The 20,671-nt window shown below is 30.9% G+C and carries 20 protein-coding genes; 3 read left to right on the top strand and 17 right to left on the bottom strand.

The window, feature by feature from the left end:
* Positions 1–9 precede the first annotated feature (9 nt).
* The 8 genes from ACTG44_RS04695 to ACTG44_RS04660 all read right to left on the bottom strand — a co-directional run bounded on the left by ACTG44_RS04695 (position 10) and on the right by ACTG44_RS04660 (position 8,192).
* On the bottom strand, positions 10–780 hold the full coding sequence (locus ACTG44_RS04695) for an ABC transporter permease (RefSeq protein WP_479921386.1): 771 nt from the start codon (positions 778–780) through the stop codon (positions 10–12).
* Complete coding sequence (locus ACTG44_RS04690) at positions 764–1,687, bottom strand: ABC transporter ATP-binding protein (protein ID WP_479921385.1); 924 nt, start codon at positions 1,685–1,687, stop codon at positions 764–766. The genes ACTG44_RS04695 and ACTG44_RS04690 overlap by 17 nt, the downstream gene beginning before the upstream one ends.
* A 146-nt stretch (positions 1,688–1,833) precedes the next feature.
* A complete protein-coding gene (locus ACTG44_RS04685; RefSeq protein ID WP_479921384.1) occupies positions 1,834–2,763 on the bottom strand; it encodes a sensor histidine kinase in 930 nt (309 codons plus the stop codon).
* Between the two features lie 2 nt (positions 2,764–2,765).
* Positions 2,766–3,458, bottom strand: a complete 693-nt coding sequence (locus ACTG44_RS04680) for a response regulator transcription factor (RefSeq protein WP_021383665.1) — start codon at positions 3,456–3,458, stop codon at positions 2,766–2,768.
* Complete coding sequence (locus ACTG44_RS04675) at positions 3,451–3,576, bottom strand: hypothetical protein (RefSeq protein WP_021383660.1); 126 nt, start codon at positions 3,574–3,576, stop codon at positions 3,451–3,453. The genes ACTG44_RS04680 and ACTG44_RS04675 overlap by 8 nt, the downstream gene beginning before the upstream one ends.
* A gap of 341 nt (positions 3,577–3,917) precedes the next feature.
* Positions 3,918–4,766: a PRD domain-containing protein gene (locus tag ACTG44_RS04670; protein ID WP_021383556.1), complete on the bottom strand. Its 849-nt coding sequence runs from the start codon at positions 4,764–4,766 to the stop codon at positions 3,918–3,920.
* A gap of 27 nt (positions 4,767–4,793) precedes the next feature.
* Positions 4,794–6,236, bottom strand: coding sequence for a glycoside hydrolase family 1 protein (locus ACTG44_RS04665; protein WP_479921383.1), 1,443 nt, complete (start codon positions 6,234–6,236; stop codon positions 4,794–4,796).
* 78 nt (positions 6,237–6,314) lie between these two features.
* The gene (locus tag ACTG44_RS04660) at positions 6,315–8,192 is read right to left on the bottom strand and encodes a beta-glucoside-specific PTS transporter subunit IIABC (protein ID WP_021383656.1); all 1,878 of its coding nucleotides are present in this window, start codon (positions 8,190–8,192) and stop codon (positions 6,315–6,317) included.
* A gap of 338 nt (positions 8,193–8,530) precedes the next feature.
* Here ACTG44_RS04660 and ACTG44_RS04655 point away from each other — a divergent pair, with 338 nt between their 5' ends.
* Complete coding sequence (locus tag ACTG44_RS04655; protein ID WP_479918257.1) at positions 8,531–9,718, top strand: MFS transporter; 1,188 nt, start codon at positions 8,531–8,533, stop codon at positions 9,716–9,718.
* Between the two features lie 25 nt (positions 9,719–9,743).
* Positions 9,744–10,436: a FadR/GntR family transcriptional regulator gene (locus tag ACTG44_RS04650; protein ID WP_479918256.1), complete on the top strand. Its 693-nt coding sequence runs from the start codon at positions 9,744–9,746 to the stop codon at positions 10,434–10,436.
* 120 nt (positions 10,437–10,556) lie between these two features.
* Here the strand turns inward: ACTG44_RS04650 and ACTG44_RS04645 are convergent, their stop codons facing one another.
* The 5 genes from ACTG44_RS04645 to ACTG44_RS04625 form a co-directional block, all read right to left on the bottom strand.
* Positions 10,557–10,859, bottom strand: a complete 303-nt coding sequence (locus tag ACTG44_RS04645) for a PTS Lactose/Cellobiose specific IIB subunit (protein ID WP_021383628.1) — start codon at positions 10,857–10,859, stop codon at positions 10,557–10,559.
* A 21-nt stretch (positions 10,860–10,880) separates the two neighbouring features.
* A complete protein-coding gene (locus ACTG44_RS04640) occupies positions 10,881–11,291 on the bottom strand; it encodes a universal stress protein (protein ID WP_021383594.1) in 411 nt (136 codons plus the stop codon).
* 197 nt (positions 11,292–11,488) lie between these two features.
* Positions 11,489–13,417, bottom strand: a complete 1,929-nt coding sequence (locus ACTG44_RS04635) for an EAL domain-containing protein (RefSeq protein WP_479918255.1) — start codon at positions 13,415–13,417, stop codon at positions 11,489–11,491.
* 164 nt (positions 13,418–13,581) lie between these two features.
* Positions 13,582–14,070: a flavodoxin family protein gene (locus tag ACTG44_RS04630; protein WP_021383614.1), complete on the bottom strand. Its 489-nt coding sequence runs from the start codon at positions 14,068–14,070 to the stop codon at positions 13,582–13,584.
* Between the two features lie 135 nt (positions 14,071–14,205).
* Positions 14,206–15,216: a DUF4116 domain-containing protein gene (locus tag ACTG44_RS04625; RefSeq protein ID WP_021383621.1), complete on the bottom strand. Its 1,011-nt coding sequence runs from the start codon at positions 15,214–15,216 to the stop codon at positions 14,206–14,208.
* A 490-nt stretch (positions 15,217–15,706) separates the two neighbouring features.
* Here ACTG44_RS04625 and ACTG44_RS04620 point away from each other — a divergent pair, with 490 nt between their 5' ends.
* Positions 15,707–16,054 (top strand): hypothetical protein, encoded by a 348-nt coding sequence (locus ACTG44_RS04620; protein ID WP_234781094.1) that lies wholly within the window; start codon positions 15,707–15,709, stop codon positions 16,052–16,054.
* A 151-nt stretch (positions 16,055–16,205) separates the two neighbouring features.
* Here the strand turns inward: ACTG44_RS04620 and ACTG44_RS04615 are convergent, their stop codons facing one another.
* The 4 genes from ACTG44_RS04615 to acrC form a co-directional block, all read right to left on the bottom strand.
* On the bottom strand, positions 16,206–17,582 hold the full coding sequence (locus ACTG44_RS04615) for a sigma-54 interaction domain-containing protein (RefSeq protein ID WP_021383613.1): 1,377 nt from the start codon (positions 17,580–17,582) through the stop codon (positions 16,206–16,208).
* 98 nt (positions 17,583–17,680) lie between these two features.
* Complete coding sequence (locus ACTG44_RS04610) at positions 17,681–18,700, bottom strand: electron transfer flavoprotein subunit alpha/FixB family protein (protein ID WP_479920281.1); 1,020 nt, start codon at positions 18,698–18,700, stop codon at positions 17,681–17,683.
* A 13-nt stretch (positions 18,701–18,713) separates the two neighbouring features.
* Positions 18,714–19,508 (bottom strand): electron transfer flavoprotein subunit beta/FixA family protein, encoded by a 795-nt coding sequence (locus ACTG44_RS04605; protein ID WP_021383678.1) that lies wholly within the window; start codon positions 19,506–19,508, stop codon positions 18,714–18,716.
* A 10-nt stretch (positions 19,509–19,518) separates the two neighbouring features.
* Positions 19,519–20,661 (bottom strand): acryloyl-CoA reductase, encoded by a 1,143-nt coding sequence (acrC, locus tag ACTG44_RS04600; protein WP_479921382.1) that lies wholly within the window; start codon positions 20,659–20,661, stop codon positions 19,519–19,521.
* Positions 20,662–20,671 lie beyond the last annotated feature (10 nt).

Genomic DNA, 20,671 nt, shown 5'->3' with positions numbered 1-20,671 from the left:
AGATACCTCCTAATTCTCTTGCTTCTTATATATCACACAGATTAGCAGAGTTGCCATAATTGCTATTAAGCATAAAATGCCTACACATGCATGGGTTGATAGTAGATATGGCTGTCTAAGTGCTGTATATTCACCAGTTGGATCTCCCCAAGATGCCATCCACCAGCGCATAACAATGGGCGCAGGTAATATGCTTAATAGCGGGTTATTTGGTTCAAAATTAATAAGATTTAAGGATATACCAAAATTGAAAATAGTATATACAAAAGAAAGTATAATGGAAAAAATATAGCTACGATTAAAATATACAATGAGTACTACAACAGGAAGTGCAGTAATAAAAAACATAGCTCCAAAAGTAATGCTCATTCCTAATTTTATAGCAATCCCCTCTACTGTTCCAACAATGAAACCTCCAACGATAGTAGCACCTAACCCGACAACAGAGTAGCAAAGTGATATCACCATCAGCACAGCCAATTTTGCCAGAGCCAGTTTTCCTCTTGGCACTGGCACTGTTGCAAGATTTTTTAATACGTCGTTATCTCTTTCTGTGAAAAATAGCTGACTGGCAACAATACTCAATACAATTGGTAGTAACAAAAAATATCCAAAATTGATAACTAATTTGAACAATTGCTCAAATGGCAAGTTGTCCTTTGCAATCAAGACAGTTGCAGGAATTGGGAATAAGCAAGCACCTAAAATAGAGGTCAATATAAATTTTAATCGCTTGATTTTTGAAAATTCGCATAAAATTAGATCAAGCAATTCCTTCACCCCCTGTTACTTTTTTAAAGTAATCTTCAAGAGTATCCTCACACAAATGAGATTCAGATACATCAATGTTGTTTTGAATAAAAGCACGATTTATTGCTGCAACTGAAACATCTGTATCATAAAGCATAATATTGTGATTATCTGCTACTTTGAAATTTTTCATGTTAAGTTGAATTTCCAAAAGCCTTGCTGCCTGTGCTGCATCAGATACAGCAAAATGTATGTATTTATTGTTTTTTTCTTCCAGTTGGGCAATACTTTCTTCCTCCAACAAAATACCATGGTCAATAATGCCTATGTCATCTGCCAACAAGGAAATTTCAGAAAGAATGTGACTGGATATCAAAATGGTTTTACCTCGTTCTGTGCAGAGATCACGAATAAACTTTCTTACTTCTGCAATACCAATAGGGTCAAGTCCATTGATAGGCTCATCCAAAATCAGCAGTTCTGGGTCATGCATAATGGCGAGAGCAATCGCCAGCCTCTGTTTCATACCAAGAGAATATTGAGAAAATAACTTTTTATCATTGTTAGGTAAACCGACTACTTCCAGTGCTGATTCCACTGCATTTTTTTTTGGTATCCCCCTAAGCCTTGCAAAGATTTTGAGATTTTCTGTCCCTGTAAGATTAGGATAAAAACCTGGTGATTCAATCAAACATCCAATTCGAGGAAGAAGTTTCTTTTCGTTCTTCTGAATATCTTGACCAAAGATTTTAATTTCGCCAGTGGTTGGTTTTGTTAGACCTAACAGCATTTTCATAGTGGTCGTTTTACCAGCACCGTTTCTTCCCAGCAAGCCGTAAATGCGACCTTTCTGAACGTGAATATTCAAATTAGAAACACTCTTTTGAGTGCCATACTGTTTAGTTAGATTTTTTGTTTCAACAATTAAATTATTCATAGATAATAAAAGCCTCCTTTGTTTATCAAAGTAATCATACCACTTCAATCTTGCATTAACCTTACAACAACCTTGTATTAACCTTGCAACTTTAGAACTTACAAAAAATCCCCATGTGGACACATGCCACATGGGGAAAAATAACGTTATATTAATGGTAGTCTCACTGTAAATACGGTGTACTTTCCAATTTCGCTTTCTACTGAAATCTTACCACTCATTCGCTCCACCATCTGACTGACGATAGATAAGCCAAGACCACTGCCTTTTTCTGAACGACCCTTGTCACACTTGTATAGCCGCTCAAAAATGTGTTGTAAATTTTCTTTGGCAATCCCAACACCATTATCCTCAACACAGAATAATACCATTTTAGAATCCTCACTCATGGTAATCTTGATTTGACTAGCCTGACTGTGATCAAGAACATTCTGAACCAGATTATTGACCACACGTGAATATCCATCTGAATCGAGACTTACCATGAGTTGCTTTTCTGGGATATCAATTTCAAAATCCAGTTTCTTTTCATAGAATATGGGAATCCAGTCTTTCAGAATATTCCGTGACAGCTCTGCAATTTCCATAGATTCTATTGATAGTGTAAATTCATCAGAGTTCAACCGGAACCAGTCAAAAAGAACATCAATATAATCCTTGAGGTCGTAAGCTCTGCGCCGAGCAATTTCAATATATTCCTCACGTTCATTCCCGATGACGATGCCACTGTGTGCGGCATCCAGATAGCCAATCAAAGTTGTTAATGGTGTACGAACATCATGAGATAGACTGGTCATGAGTTGCTTACTAGCTTTATCCGCCTTTTTCAGAGAAATCAGCTTATTTTCATAGTCGTATACAATCTCATTAAACTGATAAACCAATGGAGCCATAACATCACGTGGCTTAACTAGTACCTTGCGATTTTCATTTCCACTTTGTACATCAGCAAGTGTTTCTTCTATATCTTTTAGTCTACGCCTAATATTCCCAAGCTTGGAAAAAGCGAATATAGAAAGTAGAAGTAGACCAATTGACAACAAGAGCAATAGGAAAATTATCGTTTGCGAATCCATTTTCATACCTCCATGTTGAATTGATACCCAATACCTTTTACTGTTTGTAAATATACGGGTGATGACGGGTCTAGTTCAATTTTTTTTCGCAGACGACTTATAATAGCCATGATATTGCTGTCATCATAGACATATGGTTCACCCCACACTGCTTCATAAATCTGCTGTTTCGTCAAAATCTTCCCCTGATGCCTTGCACAGAAAAGAAGTACACCAAACTCCTTCGGTGGAAGCAACATAGGTTCTCCATTGGTAATTACTGTATGCTGGTCAAGATTAATCAACAAGCCTTTAAAAGAGAGTTGCTGTGGTTCTTCATTCTTTGGATTAAAACGGGTATAGCGTCGGATTAAAGACAGGACACGAGCAGTAAATTCGGCAATCTCAAATGGCTTGGTCAGATAGTCATCTGCACCAGCTCGCAAGCCATGCACTTTACTGTAATTATCGCTTTTTGATGTCAGCATTAAGATGGGAATACTGCTGTATTTTCGTATTTGTTCCATAGTTTCAAAACCATCCATACCTGGCATCATCACATCGAGAACCACTAACTGATAGTCTTGTTTTGAAAGTTCAGTAAGTCCATCTTTCCCAGAATGACAATAGTTAGCTTCAATCTGTTCAATGGAAATACTCTTTTTTAGCAAAATACAAAGATCTTTATCATCATCTATAATTAAAACTTTATTCATATAAATCCCCCTTTCTACATCTATTGGTAGGCTTTTTTATCTCTCTAGGGATTAGCCATACTGTAGCATCTTGATAGCACTTAGGATGCACCCCACAACATGGTATTAATCTATCCATATGAGGAGTTATACCTCATTTTTCACTCACTTATTTAAGTGTAATTCATATTTATACTTCTAACACCCATTAGTATATTTCATCATCTTGAAAAAATCAAGCGTATTATAAGTGTGTTTGAACAAAGCAAACACAATAATCCATCTACTATAAACATATAAAGCACAGACGTATAAATGTCGAAGATATAATGATATAAAAATTCAAAAAGGGAGTTGAGCTTAAAATTTGATTAGAAAAAAATCAATCTTGAGACAACTCCCTTAAATAATTCTATTATTCAGATTTAAAGTTTAGTTAATCTTTAGTTTTTTATAAAATTACTAACATATTAAGATATTCTAACTATTTTCATCTAATTCTCCTAAAATCTTATGAATATGAATCATCAAATACAATTCTTCTTGTCTTGGTAATTCTCTAGAGTACTCCTTATATATATAAGCTCCTATTTTTTTTACACATTCATATTCTTCCTTACAATTTTTTTGAACTTGCTCATATATAAAATCTATTTTTTCTTTTGATGGTTCATTAGCTAGAAATCTTTGTGAAAAAGCCTTTAGATGCATTACAAATCTCCTATAATAAAATGACTCTTTATTATATACAATAGAAAAGTGATAATGAACTATTTGTAAAATAGCATTTACAATTTTAGTACTTCTCTTATTTCTATCACTATAAGGATTATCTTGTTGTGCATTTATAAAATGACCTGCTATATTACCAATTTCCTCTTCTGGTAGCTCTAAGCCAAGAACCTCCTTAAAAGCAGTAATCGCATATCTTCCTATATCATATTCTTTTGGGTTAAACTCCTTAATTTCAAACAAATAGTGATTCTCAATCATTATACCTTCTTTAAAACGTCTCACTGCAAAGGCTATGTGGTCAGTTAAAGCCAAATATATATGGTTCATAAGTTTTAAGTTATATTTTTCTATTCCATATGTGATTATCATTTGAGCTATACCAAAGTATTCTGCATCTATTTCTGATGCAAGTTGTATGATACTCTTTTTTATATTTTCATCATGAAGAACAAAAGTTTTTTCTATATCTTCTTTATTTAACTCAGACCCAACCTTATAATTGTGACCAATACCTTTCCCCATCAATATTATTTCTTCGTCATTATCATCCTTTGCAAGTAGCAATGAATTGTTCAATACCTTTGTAATATACATACTAAAACCCTCAATATATGTTTATGTTTATTTTGTTATTCCATTGTTCTCTATAACTTCTTTATACCAATAAAAACTATCTTTCTTTATTCTTTTTAAATCTAAAACTTCATGGTCTGTTCTGTTTATATAAACAAGTCCATAACGTTTATTGAAACCTTGTGAAGAACTTAAAAGGTCTGTAAATGACCATGGACAATATCCTATCATCTCTACACCATCTTCAATAGCTAATTTACATGCATTTATATGACTTCTTAGATAATCTATACGATAGTCATCATGAATTTGTCCTTCTTCTAGTATATCTTTTGCTCCAAGCCCATTTTCTGTTATTATAACAGGTAAGTGGTACCTTTGCCAATATTCGTTTAGAGCTACTCTAAGACCCGATGGGTCTATCGCTGCTCCATATTCTGAAGCATTTAGATTAGGATTCATCGACATTTTAAATAATCCATACATACTAAAATCAACAGTTCCTTCTCTTAATCCAAATGGATGTTGTGAATCCTCATATAAAGCTTCTGCACAGTTTGTTCTATAGTAATTTACAGCTATAAAATCCATTTTAGATTTTTTAAGTATTTCTTTATCCCCCTCTTCCATATGAGGAATTATATTTCTTTTTTCAAGATAATTCATATAATACCCTGGATATTCTCCATAATGATGCATATCAAGCATATAGTACACTTTGAAGTTATCATTCATTCTAGCGGCATACACATCTTCTGGTTTAGATGTAAGAGGATATGTTACAGATGATGATACAGCTGCTCCAATTTTACTTTCTTCTATCATTTCATGGCATGCATTAACTGCTAAGGCATGTGCTAAACAAAGATTATAATCCATCTGAGCTCGCATCTTATCTATCTTCCATGAGTCTGTTTCATCATATATATTAATTCTCTCCTCCACTCTAACAATTAGATTCTGTTCATTATGTGGTTGCCAATACTTTACTCTATCTCCAAAATACTTAAAACATATTTTAGCAAATCTTTCAAAAGCATAGACAGTCTCTCTGCTTTCCCACCCATTATATTTCTCTACTAGTACAAATGGAAGGTCAAAATGGTATAAAGTTACGAATGGCTCAATATCACATTCTATTAGTTTATCTATTATCTTGTTATAAAAATCTATACCTTTTTGATTTATCTCTCCCTCACCATCTGGAATTACTCTTGCCCATGAAATTGAAAAACGATAGGTCTTCATACCTAACTCTTTCATTAATTCAATATCTTCTTCATAATTATGATAAAAATCCGATGCTATTTTAGTATCTGCTTGTAAATGAGATTTTTTAAAAGAATTGTAGTCAGCTACTGTTCTTCCTTTATTGTCTTCATTCCAAGCCCCTTCTACTTGAAATGCAGAAGATGATGCTCCCCATAAAAAGTCCTTTGGAAATCCTGTATTCATAAATATTTCTCCTTTTACATTAATTATTTTCTTCATTAATTCATTGCAATAAGTTCACTTTTTGAATATACTTGCCTGATTATTTATTTTTTACTTATTTCTAGTTAAATTAACTTAGTTATTAGCTAATACCAATGAAATTATATTATCATTAGTTGAAACATAACTAGGTTTGCAAGAAATTACTTGTCCAAAATCAAACGTATTATTTACTATAACTGGTGTAGTTACATCATAACCAGCCTTTTTTATTTTATCTATATCGAAGGATATAAGTTTATCACCTTTCTTAACTAAATCTCCTTGATTAACGTGTTTTGTAAAATATTTACCATTTAATTCTACTGTATTAATTCCAACATGTATTAACATCTCTGCTCCATTATCCAGTTTTAATCCTATCGCATGTAATGTTGGAAATAAAGAGGCTACTTCACAGTCAGTAGGTGCTGTTATTACTCCTTTTTTAGGTAATACAGCTATCCCTTCTCCCATAGCTTTTGATGCAAATACATCATCCTTTACTTCTGACAACTCTATACATTCTCCCTCAACAGGTGAAGTTATATCAATAACGCCATCTTGTGTTTCTACTTTTATAACTGAATTTTCTTCTTTAGAAGATTCTTCTAAATCTTCAAACCCTACTAGATACGTTGAAATAGCTGAACCAAAAAACGCTATAGCACAACCACCTAAATAACTTAAAAAACCTAGTGCCCCTGCCTCAGCATATACAGGTATAGTTAAAACACCTTGGTTTGCAAATGCATTACCATAAGCTCCACCCATTCCCATTATGGCACCTCCAATTGCACCACATATTACAGCACATACCATAGGTTTTTTCAATCTAAGATTAGCACCATATATTGCAGGTTCAGTTATACCAAATAGAGCTGTTATAGTTGCAGACATAGAGATTGTTTTTAAACCTTGGTTTTTTGTTTTAAAAAATACCCCTAGAGCAGCTCCTGCTTGTGAAAAGTTAGCAGCTCCTGCAAATGCCAATAAATTTTGTCTTCCTGTCTGAGCTACATCACTTATACCTATTGGTAACAGTGCTCTATGTGCTCCAAATATAACTAAAACACACCATAATCCTCCTACAAATGCTCCACACAATGCAGGGCTTAGTTCATAAATATACTTGTAAGAAAAGTTTATGATATTTCCTATATAGATACCAATTGGTCCAAATAAAAATAATGTTGCAGGTAACATTATAACTAATGATAATGTAGGAACCATTATTATTTTTATTACTTCAGGAATATACTTTTCTAATACTTTTTCAACATATGAAAGAGCCCATATAGCAATAATTATTGGAATAACAGATGATGTATATGTAGCTTTGGTTACCACCAACCCTAAAAATCTAACAGTCTCTTCACCTGCCATCAAAGTCGTAAAAGCTGGATAGCAAAGTGTGGCTCCTAGTACCATTGATATTATTTTATTTGCATTGAACACTTTAGCCGCAGTATATCCTAGTATAATTGGCATAAAGTAGAATATAGAATCAGCCATAGCATTTAAAATGATATAACTTTGAGTTTCTTTTATATCTACCCCATGTTTATTCATATAATACATGGCAAGAACTGATAAAATACCTTTAATCATACCAACACCTGCTATAGCAGGTATTGTAGGTGTAAATATACCAGCTACTGCGGATAATATAGAATTCATTATACCTTGTTTTTCTTCATTTTCATTTTTTTTACTTACTTCATTTGATTGAGGCACCATTTTTATAACCTCATCATACACTTTTTTTACTTTATTACCAATTACAACTTGTATTTGACCCATACTCTCAACAACAGTTATTACTCCTTCAGTTTTGGATAACTTATCTTTATTCACTTTAGAAGAACTTTTAACCTTAAATCTGAGTCTTGTCATACAATGAGTCACTTCATTTATATTCTCTTTTCCTCCTACGTTTAGTAGAATTTCTTGAGCTATATTTTTATAATCCATAAAAAAATCCTCCATTTTCAATTATAGGCTTTTTGTTTTATGGCCATTTAAACAAAAAAAACGAACCAAATAAATAGATTATACCCATAGTACTCTATAGATAATCTATAAAAATTGATTCGATCTTGCCTGCATTACCAGTAACACGTCTACTGTTATAATATTCAAATTTGTTAATTTAATAGTAACACAAGCGTTTTCTTAATTCAACTATAAAATATAATTTTTTAGTAAATAATAATTATATATTTAATTTATTTTTTTCAATAGAAAGTACTTGATTAAAATTTTTAAATGGTATATTATTTGCATTATAAAAATACCATTCGGAGGATAATATGAAAAAAACATCTAATCAAGAACTACTTTTACTTACTATTGTTGCATTTTTCTGGTTTTCGCAATATGTATACATACCTTTCCAAAATCCATATTTAAGTGCCTGTAATGTATCTACAAATATGATTGGCATAATAATAGGTGCCTATGGAGTTTCACAATGTTTGCTAAGACTTCCTGTTGGAGTCTTTGCTGATAATATAAATAAACACAAAATATTTATATTATCAGGAATTTTTTTTGCTGGTTTAGCATCTCTTATAAGAATCTTTTCTCCTGGAGGCAATGGTTTTCTTATAGCTAATATTTTATCTGGAATATCATCATCAACTTGGATTTCTTACATGGTTCATTACACCAACTTTTTTTCTGTAGAACATCAACAAAAAGCTACGAGTATGATAATATTAGTAAACAATCTAGGAATGTTAATTGGATTTGTTATGAGTACTTTATTTTATGAAAGGTTAGGAATGACAACTTTATGTATCATGAGTGTCTTATCTTCAGTTATTGGCACAATTCTAGCTTTAAATATAAAAGAACATAATTTAAATAATATACACAAAAAAACATCAATTAAAAACCATTTATCTATATGTATGGATAAAAGACTTATATTTTTTTCTTTTATGGCATTGATTCAACAAGGTATTCAAATGTCCACAACAATGTCGTTTACTACTCAAATTCTTAAAAATTTAGGCTCTAGCTCTACCCTTATAGGCTTATCTTCCATATTTTACATGCTGTGTGCTGTTGCTTCTTCTGGCTTTGCTTCTACTAAATTTTGCACCAAATATGGACCAAAATTTTGGATTCCTTTAGTATTTCTTTTAATTTCAGCCTATTGCTTTTTAGTTCCAACAATAAAAAATATTACCATAGTATTTAGCTTACAATTGCTACCAGGTATATCTACAGGTATACTTCTTTCTTACCTTACTAGTGAGTCTATGAAAAACGTACCAAAACATCAGAAATCTACTGCAATGGGTTTTTTTCAAGCAATTTATGCTATAGGAATGTCTATATTTCCAATGCTAGTTGGTAAAATATCAGATTATATTTCAATTCAATATGGCTATTTTACCTTAGCTATTATAGCTATAATAGCTTCTATATTATCTTATACATATTATAAAAAAGTAGATTTAACTCTTAACTATGATATAATACAATCATAAAAAAATTATATGTTTAGGAGTTTTTATGAAAAACTTAAATGCCACTGAAAAAATTATTGATTATATTAAATTAAATATTCTAAATGGAACTTTTAAAATTAATAGTAAATTGCCCAGTGAGAGAAAGATTGCTGACCTGTTTAATATAAGCAGAATCCCTGTAAGAAATGCTATAGATATACTTTGTAAAGAAGGAATACTTAGGGCTGTACCTTACTCAAGTCCTGTAGTTGAAGGATTTAAAAAAATTGACCTGTTTGATGATAATGAAGTATATAAAAATCACAATATACAAGAATTTTACGTTGAATCTTTAAGAGCAAGACAACTTATAGAAAGTGAAGCTACAAGATTGGCAATTTTAAATGCTACTACTAAAGAACTTCAAAAAATAAGACATGCTTATTTGAAGTCAGTAGAAGAACTAGATAAGGTTTCTCAAGGTTTTATAGAAGAATGTTATGATGCTGACTTACAATTTCATAAGGAAATAATATTGGCTTCTCATAATCCAATTTTTATAAAATATTATGAGTTAATACCTAAAACAATTTCTTCTAACCAATACTTTGGGTTTAAATATAGAAATTCTCTACAGGATATGATTAGTCATCATAACGAGATAATGATGGCATTTGATAATAAAGACTCTGACTTAGGTTATACAGCAATGTACAATCATTTGGAAGATGTCATTCAGTTATTTCAACATGATTAAACTTCTACTTTATCTTAAATCTATTTATAATAAAAAAATCTCAAATTTAAATAAATTGGGATTTTTTTATTATAAAATACGTAAAAAGGCGTCGCCCTATTCTTAGCACGACACCCACGATTAATTTAAGTCTATTAAAATTTCACTTACTATAGATTTTGCATCTTCTATTATATACTTTGGGTCAACTTCATAAAATTCTCTATCTATAAATCTGTCAATCTTATCTATACTTTCTATAGAATCACTTGTAACAAATAATACAATAGATGCATCTTCTATATCATAAATTGAAAGTTCATTTTTTATATTATCATTCTCTTGAATTTCATAAACTAAATCAAATCCTAAATCATTTGCAGCTTCCTTAAGAGAATTTAAACTTCTTTCACTTTCACAAACTGCTACTATCTTTTTATTCATATTTCAAATACCTCACTAATTCTACTCCGGTACAATCATTACTATACATTTGGCTTGTTTAACCACACTTGCTGTTACTGAACCTATCATTCTTGTAAGACCTTTTTTAGTAGATTTTGTCATAACTATAATATCTACATTATCTTCTTTTGCTTTTCTAATTATCTCATCTCCTGGATATCCAAAAGTAAAGTGTACTTTAACATCATACTCACCCATTATCTCTGCTGCTTTATCCAGGATTCTTCTTCCTAAGTTCTCAGAATTCTTTATTTCTTCAGCCAGGGATATGCCATCAATAAATACTAGTTCTTTTACATTCATTATCTCTACTTCGACTTCATCTTTTTTGAATATTCCTTGTATAAATTCCAAAGAATGCATACTTCTCTCTGTCCCATCAATTGGTACTAATATTTTCTTTCTATTCATGTCACATCTTCCTTTCTTACTTTAGAATAATTAAGTAAAATATATATTCTAAGTTATAAAATATATAATAAATCTTTACTTTAGGAATTAATATTAATAATATGTATAATAATTTTAATATTTGTTATTGTGTTAATTTTATAATATATAACTAACAGTGTCAATGAACAAAATTGTAATTAAAAAAATAAAGGTTATTAGTCTACAAATACATTTCTTTTTAATAAATTTTTCAAAACGTCTTCTGGAACTGGTTTAGAAAAATAATAACCTTGTAAATATTCACACTCCATATCCGCTAATTCTTCAGCACATTCGGCAGTCTCAACACCTTCTGCTACAGCCTTCATATTCAATTTATTTATAAGAGCTATAATAGTTTCAACTGTAAGTTTGTGCCTACTATCTTCATTCATAGACCAAATCAAACTCTTATCCAACTTAATTATTGAAAATGGTAAAGAAAGCATATTAGTAACTCCAGAATAAGCAATTCCAAAGTCATCAAGTGAAAACTTAACCCCTAAATCAATTAATCTTTCCATTGTTTCTTTAATTATATTAAAAGAACCCAATGCCACAGTCTCTGTAATTTCAAGTTTAAACTTAGTTGGTGATACATTGTATTTATCCATAATGTAAAGTAAATCATCAGCCAAATTTTTTTGCATACATTGCACTACAGAAAGATTAACAGCTATATTATCTAATTTCAAATCCTCAAAATCATCACTAGCTATAAATTTACATACTTTCTCAAAAGCTACTAATCCAATTAAGTTAATCAACCCTGTTTGTTCTGCAATTGTTATAAATTCATCAGGAGGTATAAAACCTAAGTCTTTATGTTCCATCCTAAGTAATGCTTCAGCTGAGGTAAATCTACCTCTACTATTAGAAAATATTGGCTGATAATAAACTTCAAATCCATCATTTTCTAATGCCTCTTTTAAACAATTTTTAATCATATGTTTCTTCTTTATCTTTTCCCTTATAGATGCATCTGCATAAATAACATGTTTTGAGTCAGAACGCTTTGCTTCATGTATAGAGAAATCTATAGCAACTATAACATCTTCTGTTGTTTCAGCATTTTCTGGATAATAAACTACAGCAATACTAGTTGCTAAATTAAAGTTTATCTCTTCTACTAACCAAGGTTTTTTGAATCTTTCTTCTATTTTTTTAATAATCTCTTCTGGCTCTATACCTAGTTGACTATTTACAACAATAGAAAATATATCTCCTCCTATTCTGTATACATGATTTACATCATGTATATGAATCAAATATTTTCCAACTTCTTTTAATGCAATATCTCCATTTTTAGTCCCAAAAGTTTCATTCATAAATTTAAAGTCATCAAGTGCAATTGTGATGATAAATCCTGATTGTTCAGTATTGATATTCAAATCTAACTCTTGAATAAAAGATTGTCTATTGAGTACACCAGTAAGGTCATCAATAATAAGACCTCGATTCTGCATAGAAAGATATGTCAAAAGTAAACTACATGCACATGCAGCTCCTGTAAGAAGATATTGTAAAAAAACCGCCTGTAATATAATTGCTACAACTGAAACTATAAGAAAACCTCTAATAGCCCATATTTTTGATTCATGCATTGCTTTTCTATATTTAAAAGATAAAAATGCTGAATATATTGCATAAAAGAAAAAAGATGCAAAAGTTGCAACATACCCATAACCCCGTATATAACCTGTTTCTTTTGACAATCCAAATAGAATATTTGTAAAAGGATTTGTAATAGATAAGATTATACAAACTATGAGTGGTATAGATAAAAATAATAACCTTTTTTTCATATACCTTATATCTTGATAAATAATAGCCATCACATAAAACGATACAAGTGCTGCTGGTATTGGCAATAATAATAAATATATTTGATTCAATAAAATAGTAATAAAAATTGGAATTTCATCTACATTGTTTAGACAAAATGAGCCTAAAATATTTGAAATTATAAATAAAAATGAGAATACTAAAAGTGCACAATATATTTTGTTTTGTAATGTAGGTATAAATTTACTTCTAAAAAAGTATACCATTAAAAAGATAACTATAACTGCAGAAAAAATCTCATATTCTATATGCCATACCATAAACTTCCCTCACTATTAATGTTTAATTTTAATTATTTTAATAATATAATTATTTTATAATTCATCTTGAGTAATTTTATGGAAAAATTTTTATTTTATAACTTTTACATCAAATCCCCACTAAAAATCTAAATTTATTATAATTCTTAATACACATATAGAAATTAAGCGAATAGCTCTTTTGCTTTAGTAGCAATTCTTTCACCAAATATTATAGCCTTCTCATTTTGTACTTCTGGTCCTTCAACTGAATGTACATGTCCCAAATGTATAAATGGCTTTCCTAAAGAGCCTCCTCCAGAGTAAACAAGCATACCTTTGACCATCAAGTGACCTACTATAGTAAGTATTGCAACATCTGGACCTCCACAGACATAGTCGCATGTAGCAAAAACAGCGCCTAATTTTCCAGCTAAGTTGATTTTCTTTGAATCTTCATCAAACCATTTTTTTACTTCCCAAGTTGTATTTGCTAAATAAGTTGGTGTTCCAAATATTACTGCCTTACTTTCACTTAAATACTCTGAATCAATATTGTCAAATCTCATAAGTTTAACATCTATTCCATCCACTTTTTTAGCCCCATCTTCTATCAGCTTAGCTACCTTTTCTGTGTTTCCACTTCTTGTTTGATATAATATCGTAATCTTCAACTTAAATTCCCCCTTATTTAATAAAAATAATTTATTATATGTAAAATTATAGCATTAATTTTGATATACTACAAAGAACTAGTCGATTATTTTTTTATTAACTATTCACTTAAAAAAATCCCTAAATTTATTACTTTAAAAGACTCCTAAACTCACTTTTAATTTGCTTATTTCAATTTCAACTATATCTGATATTTCTTCAAAAGACATTCCTCTGTCATAAAGTTTTCCTGCAATTTTGATTTTTGCATTTTCTTCACCCTTTTTAATCAATGCTCTGTTTTCTTTTTCTATTACATTTCTAACATAGCGTTTTGCAAATGGCTCATTATTATCATATAAAACTTTATATTTTTCCTTATTTTCTTTTACAAAACTAAGAGCTCTTTTATCTTGTTTTATAGCTTCTGTACAAATTTCTTCTGTCTGCTCTTTTACAAATTTTAATGCCATTCCATATTGTCTTACTGCCTTTAAGCATATACCAATAGTTTGTTCCTTTACAAATTCTAGTGCCATTCCATTTTGTCTTACTGCTCTTAAACAAATTGTTTCTGTTTGATTTTTTACAAACTTCAAATCAAGCCCATTCTGTCTCACTGCTTCCATACAGATTTCTTCTGTTTGATTTTCTACCCATTTTAGATTATAACTACAATGCTTAACTGCTTCCATGCATATTTTTTCTGTTTGTTTTTTTACCCTTGCTAACCCAAACTCGCTGTTTCTCACTGCTTCTATACAGATTTCTTCTGTCTGCTCTTTTACATATTCCAATGCAGCACCATTTTTTTCAACAGCTCTTAGGCATAATTCCTCTGTTTGATTTTCTATGTATTTTAATGCTGTTCCATCTTGATTAATGGCCACCATGCAAATTTCTTCTGTTGGCTCTTCCACAAATTCTAACATTCTCCAGTCTTGTTTAACTGCCTCTAGGCATATTTTTTCTGTTTGATTCTGAACACATTTTATTGCATTACAATTTTGTCTAACAGCTTCTAGACATATATCTTCCGTTTGATTTTTTATGTATATTAAATTTAATCCGTTTTTTCTTACTATTTCTAAATATTCATCTTCTGTCTTATTATCAAAATCATCATTATCTATTGATTCAAATATATCATTTTTATTTTCTTGCATATCTTATACTCACCCCTTATAAATTTTACAAAATTCAATAAATTTACTCTCATTTTTATTCTATCAAAGAATATAAAATTTTTTGAGTCTTGTTTTTTTTTACATAATCATTTGTATGTTAAAAAATAAATTAATTGCTCTAATTCCAGTATACAATACCCAAAATATGTGGTATATTTTAACTATAATATATTTTTATATATTATTGTCAGAATATTTAAAGTTAAATTTATATAGAATATTTTTATTTATATATCACTTATGTTTGGATATATTTTTCTTTTTTCTTGTTTAGTTTTCGGGTTAGTAAGGGGTTAGTAATTTAGGTTTTCATGGGATATTATTTTTACAATTAGTTTTAATCAATCTAATTTATATATCTTGTAATTAATAAAACTAAATATGATTTAAATAATTCCTTGAGATAAATTTAATAAAACTTAGAATCCTTGTCTAAGCTTAAAATACTAAAATTATTGGGAGGATGTAAATGATGGACCAAATTAAACGCTTACATGAATTGCAACAAAAATCATACTTGACTAAAGAAGAATTTGAGGAATTAAAAAACAGCACATATATTGAAAAATTTGAATTAAGAGATGAATGTGATAACTCTTATATTTATACATTTTATGCTAATGACAAATGTAATGATATAAAATTTATAAAGTCTCAATTTATTGTTACACTTATAAAAAGCGGTTTCTTATGTGAATGTGGTGGTGTATTTAGACAAAAGAAAATAGTTGATGAATATGATTACGGATATAATGCTATATATAAATGTGATTCTTGTGGAAAAGAACTTGATAAAGAAGTAGAAAATTATGACTAAATAACAGAAGAACTATTAAAACATTTTTGGCAAATGATAAGTAAAAGTAATTCTGAATTTGAACTATACCCCTCTTAGCAGACAGTTAAAATATGTAAAACTGTCTAAAAGCTAGGAGGGTTTTGTTATTTCCAATTAAATTCAATTCACCTTAATTATTTAATTCAATTTCATACTTTTTTATTTTCTTATATAAAAGACTTTTGTGTATTCCCATAACCTCTGCTGCTTTGGAACATTTCCAATTGTACTTCTTCAAAACATCAATAATTAAACTCTTCTCATAATTCTCAACCATTTCATGAATTGAACAATTACTATCCACATTACATTGAGCTACTCTGCTGATATTATCCATCTTAGAGGGAAGGTCACACATCATAATGACCATATCATCACTTACAGCATAGGCGCTTTTTATTACGTTTTCTAGCTCTCTTATATTTCCTGGCCAAATATAGTTAATAAAACAATTTTTAACATTATCACTTAGAACTTTCAATTTCTTATATTCAACATTTAATTTATTTAGTATATAATTTGCTAGCAATAAAATATCATCTTGTCTGTCCTTTAATTCCATCATATGAATATTTATTACATTTAACCTATAGTATAAGTCTTCTCTAAACAATCCCTCTTCAACCATTTTACTTAAATTCTTTCTTGTAGCAGAGATTACCCTTACATCTATCTTTATAGTCTTAAGACCTCCAACTGGTTCTATCTCACTTTCCTGAAGAACTCTTAAAAGTTTTGCTTGCATGGTCAAAGGCATGTCGCCTATTTCATCTAAGAAGATTGTACCATTATTCGCAACTAAAAACTTACCTTTTTTACCTCCCTTTTTTGCTCCTGTAAAAGCTCCTTCATCATACCCAAATAGCTCTGATTCTAGTAGTTCTTCTGGTATTGCAGCACAGTTTATACTAACCATAGGTTTGTCTGCTCTACTGCTATTATTGTGAATTGCTCTAGCAAAGACTTCTTTCCCTGTACCTGTCTCACCCGTTAAAAGTACTGAGAAGTTGGTTTTAGAAGCTTTCATACCTGTTTTCTTAAGTTCTATGAAATCTCTATTTTCACCTATGAGCTTGTCAAAACTACATTTATCCTTGAACTGTTCTTTATAATATTGTAGCTCCATATATTCTGACATTAACTTTTTAGCTACATCAAAGGATTGCAGTCTAAATTTAACTTGAGCTACCCCTGCAACTACTTCTCCATTCTCATTTTCCACATAAGATCTACTTACTATTACACTTTTTTCTTTTGTTTTTCCACCTAAATAATGATGTATGGCTCCTTCTTCACAATATTTATCTCTCATAATATCTAACATTTTTGTATTTGGTATAATACTTTGTATATTATGTTCTATTATATCTTCTCTTTCTTTCCCTAAGAAATCACAATATTTATCATTAATATCTATGATTACTCCATCTTTATTTACAACAATAAAGCCATCATCAGTCATGGATAACACTCTTGCAAATATATCCTTATACCAGTGCTCTTTCATTGTCTCATCCCTCCACTATCACCTTCAGCAAAAATAATAAGTCTTACAATACAATATTATAAGACTTACCATTCTATGTATTCAATGTTTTCTAGAAGTTACCTATTTAATGACTCTATCATCTCAGGTAGAATTTCATATAAATCCCCTACAATTCCATAGTCACATATATCGAAAATAGGAGCTTTGGAATCTTTATTTATAGCAACTATATATTTAGAATCACTCATCCCTGCTAGATGCTGTATTGCTCCAGATATTCCACATGCAATGTATAACTCTGGTCTAACAGTAGTTCCTGTTTGTCCAACTTGATGAGAATGTTCTATCCACCCTGAATCTACTGCCGCTCTTGAAGCACCAATTTCTGCCCCCAATTTATCTGCCAATTCTTTTATTAGTTCAAATCCTTCTGCTCTCTTTAATCCTCTTCCTGCTGATACTATTATTCTAGCATCAGTTAGATTTATGGATTTCTTTTCTTGTGGAAGCATTTCTACTAGTCTAGTTCTAATCATTTTTTCAGTAAGTTTTGGAGTAACAACCTCTAAAACTCCACTCTCTGATTCAGTTCTTACAGCTTTTGACATAACACCTGGACGAACTGTTGACATCTGTGGTCTATTTTTTGGACAAACAATAGTAGCCATTAAATTTCCACCAAAGGCTGGTCTTGTTTGTAATAACTTATTATCTGTTGAATCTATTTCAAGTTTTGTACAATCAGCAGTTAGACCTGTCCCAACTTTTCCTGCAATTCTAGGTGCGATATCTCTTCCTATAGAAGTAGCTCCAACTAGTACAACCTCTGGCTTTTTCTCTTCAATTAAACCTGCAATTGAAATTGCATATCCATCAGTTGTGAAATCTTTAAGAAGAGGGTCATTGATATAATATGTTTTATCAACACTATAGTGAAGTAAATCCTTTACTTCTTTCTCTACTTCATATCCAGCTATTACAACTGCAAGTTCTTTCCCTAGTTGGTCAGCAAGCTTTCTTCCCTCACCAATAAGTTCTATAGTAACAGGATTAATTTTGCCTTCCCTTTGCTCTCCTATTACCCAAACTCCATTATAATCATTTAAATTTATACCTTGATTAACTTTTGCTCTCATCATCTTAACACTCCTATACTAGTTTCAAATCGAATAGTATTTCTATTAATTTATCAGCTTTTTCCTTTTTATTTATACCTTCGATTATTTCATTATGCTTGTCTTTAACTGGTACAAAAGACTTGTAAACATTTGTAGGTGAACCTTTTAATCCAATTTGAGTTGTATCAATATCTAAATCTGCAAGTGTTAACACAGTAATCTTTTCATCCCCATTATTGTAAGCTTCTAAGATTCCTTTGACACTTGGATATCTTGGACTATTCAACTCTTTTATAGCAGTTAGTAATACTGGCATCTTTGCTTCTATTAAATAATCTCCTGTTTCTGTATAACGAGTTACTAGTAATTTATCACCTTGAACCTTTACTTCTTTTGCATAGGTAACTTGTGCCACTCCCAAGAATTCTGCAACCTCTGGTCCAACCTGAGCTGTATCTCCATCTATAGCTTGTCTTCCACAGAATATTACATCATACTTTCCAACCTTCTCTATAGCAGCAGCAATAATTGTTGATGTAGCCCAAGTATCTGAACCACCAAAAGCTCTATCTGAAATTAAATATGCTTCGTCAGCTCCCATTGCCAAAGCTTCTTTTAAAGCACTTTTAGCTTGAGGAGGTCCCATGCTTACAACCTTAATCACTGCTCCTAGTTCATCTTTTATTTTTAACGCTTCTTCTAAAGCATTTCTATCATCTGGATTAATTATACTTGGTACACCATCTCTTATTAGAGTACCTGTCTCTTTATTTATTTTAACTTCATTAGTATCTGGAACTTGCTTTAAACAAACAACTATATTCATTCTCTTCCTCCTATCCTAGTACTGCTCTTGAAATAACAACCTTGTGTATTTCTGAAGTACCTTCGTAAATTTCTGTTATCTTGGCATCTCTGTACATTCTCTCTAATGGATAATCTTTCATATATCCATATCCTCCATGGATTTGAAGAGCTAGATTTGTAACTTCTCTTGCAGTGCGTGAGGCATTGTATTTTGCCATGGCAGCTTCTTTAGTGTGTTTTTCTCCTCTAGCTTTCAAGTCTGCCGCATAGTATACTAACAACTTTGCTGATTCTACCATAGTAGCCATATCTGCTATATACCATTGAATACCTTGCAAAGCTGAAATTGGCTTGCCAAACTGAACTCTTTCTTTAGAATATTTTATACTTTCTTCTAAGGCACCTTCAGCAATTCCTACAGCTTGAGCTCCAACTCCAATTCTTGCTCCATCTAGACAAGTCATAGCTATGTTAAAGCCTTTTCCTTCTTTTCCTAATAGATTAGATTTTGGAACTCTACAGTTATCAAAGATTAACTCTGCAGTTTCTGAACCATGGATACCCATTTTTTCTTCAATTTTTCCTATTGAAAAACCTGGAGTACCTTTGTCAACGATGATAGCAGACATTCCCTTTATCCCCTTTGATGGGTCTGTCAATGCAAATATTATTAACGATTCTGCTTGACCTCCACCAGAAATAAAGCACTTAGTCCCATTTAAAACATATTCATCAGTTGCTTCATCAATGATTGCAGTTGTTGCAGCTCTTGCTGCATCTGAACCAGCATTAGGTTCAGTTAATGCAAAAGCACCTACACACCCACCTTCAGCCATCATAGGAAGGTATTTTTTCTTCTGTTCCTCAGTACCAAATTTCAAAATAGCTTGAGCATATATTGTGTGTATTGATAGTATTGCTGCAGATGCTGCACATTTTTTTGCAACCTCAGTAACAACAATTACCTTTTCTATATCCGCTCCACCAGAGCCACCATACTCTACAGGCGTCCCAATACCATTAAATCCTATTTTAGCCATTTTGCTAAAAAGCTCTCTTGGGAAAATACCCGTTTTATCTATTTCAGCAGCTATTGGTGCTATTTCATTCTCTGCAAATTCTTTTGCTACTCTTTGAAGCATTAATTGTGCTTCTGTTAATCTAAAATCCATAAAATTTCCT

The organism is Clostridioides sp. LIBA-2809 (assembly GCF_056688965.1).
The sequence above is the reverse complement of the archived record's forward strand: the minus strand, read 5'-3'. Positions and strand labels throughout refer to the sequence as shown.

Bases quoted from the DNA above. Each gene is read 5' to 3' on its own strand.
- ACTG44_RS04615 (WP_021383613.1), bottom strand. From the start codon at position 17,582: ATGAAAGAGCACTGGTATAAGGATATATTTGCAAGAGTGTTATCCATG.
- ACTG44_RS04635 (WP_479918255.1), bottom strand. From the start codon at position 13,417: ATGGTATGGCATATAGAATATGAGATTTTTTCTGCAGTTATAGTTATC.
- ACTG44_RS04605 (WP_021383678.1), bottom strand. From the start codon at position 19,508: ATGAATATAGTTGTTTGTTTAAAGCAAGTTCCAGATACTAATGAAGTT.
- ACTG44_RS04640 (WP_021383594.1), bottom strand. From the start codon at position 11,291: ATGAATAGAAAGAAAATATTAGTACCAATTGATGGGACAGAGAGAAGT.
- ACTG44_RS04650 (WP_479918256.1), top strand. From the start codon at position 9,744: ATGAAAAACTTAAATGCCACTGAAAAAATTATTGATTATATTAAATTA.
- ACTG44_RS04685 (WP_479921384.1), bottom strand. From the start codon at position 2,763: ATGGATTCGCAAACGATAATTTTCCTATTGCTCTTGTTGTCAATTGGT.
- ACTG44_RS04660 (WP_021383656.1), bottom strand. From the start codon at position 8,192: ATGGATTATAAAAATATAGCTCAAGAAATTCTACTAAACGTAGGAGGA.
- acrC (WP_479921382.1), bottom strand. From the start codon at position 20,661: ATGGATTTTAGATTAACAGAAGCACAATTAATGCTTCAAAGAGTAGCA.
- ACTG44_RS04655 (WP_479918257.1), top strand. From the start codon at position 8,531: ATGAAAAAAACATCTAATCAAGAACTACTTTTACTTACTATTGTTGCA.
- ACTG44_RS04670 (WP_021383556.1), bottom strand. From the start codon at position 4,766: ATGTATATTACAAAGGTATTGAACAATTCATTGCTACTTGCAAAGGAT.
- ACTG44_RS04675 (WP_021383660.1), bottom strand. From the start codon at position 3,576: ATGGATAGATTAATACCATGTTGTGGGGTGCATCCTAAGTGCTATCAA.
- ACTG44_RS04690 (WP_479921385.1), bottom strand. From the start codon at position 1,687: ATGAATAATTTAATTGTTGAAACAAAAAATCTAACTAAACAGTATGGC.
- ACTG44_RS04665 (WP_479921383.1), bottom strand. From the start codon at position 6,236: ATGAAGAAAATAATTAATGTAAAAGGAGAAATATTTATGAATACAGGA.
- ACTG44_RS04620 (WP_234781094.1), top strand. From the start codon at position 15,707: ATGATGGACCAAATTAAACGCTTACATGAATTGCAACAAAAATCATAC.
- ACTG44_RS04625 (WP_021383621.1), bottom strand. From the start codon at position 15,216: ATGCAAGAAAATAAAAATGATATATTTGAATCAATAGATAATGATGAT.
- ACTG44_RS04645 (WP_021383628.1), bottom strand. From the start codon at position 10,859: ATGAATAAAAAGATAGTAGCAGTTTGTGAAAGTGAAAGAAGTTTAAAT.
- ACTG44_RS04610 (WP_479920281.1), bottom strand. From the start codon at position 18,700: ATGAGAGCAAAAGTTAATCAAGGTATAAATTTAAATGATTATAATGGA.
- ACTG44_RS04680 (WP_021383665.1), bottom strand. From the start codon at position 3,458: ATGAATAAAGTTTTAATTATAGATGATGATAAAGATCTTTGTATTTTG.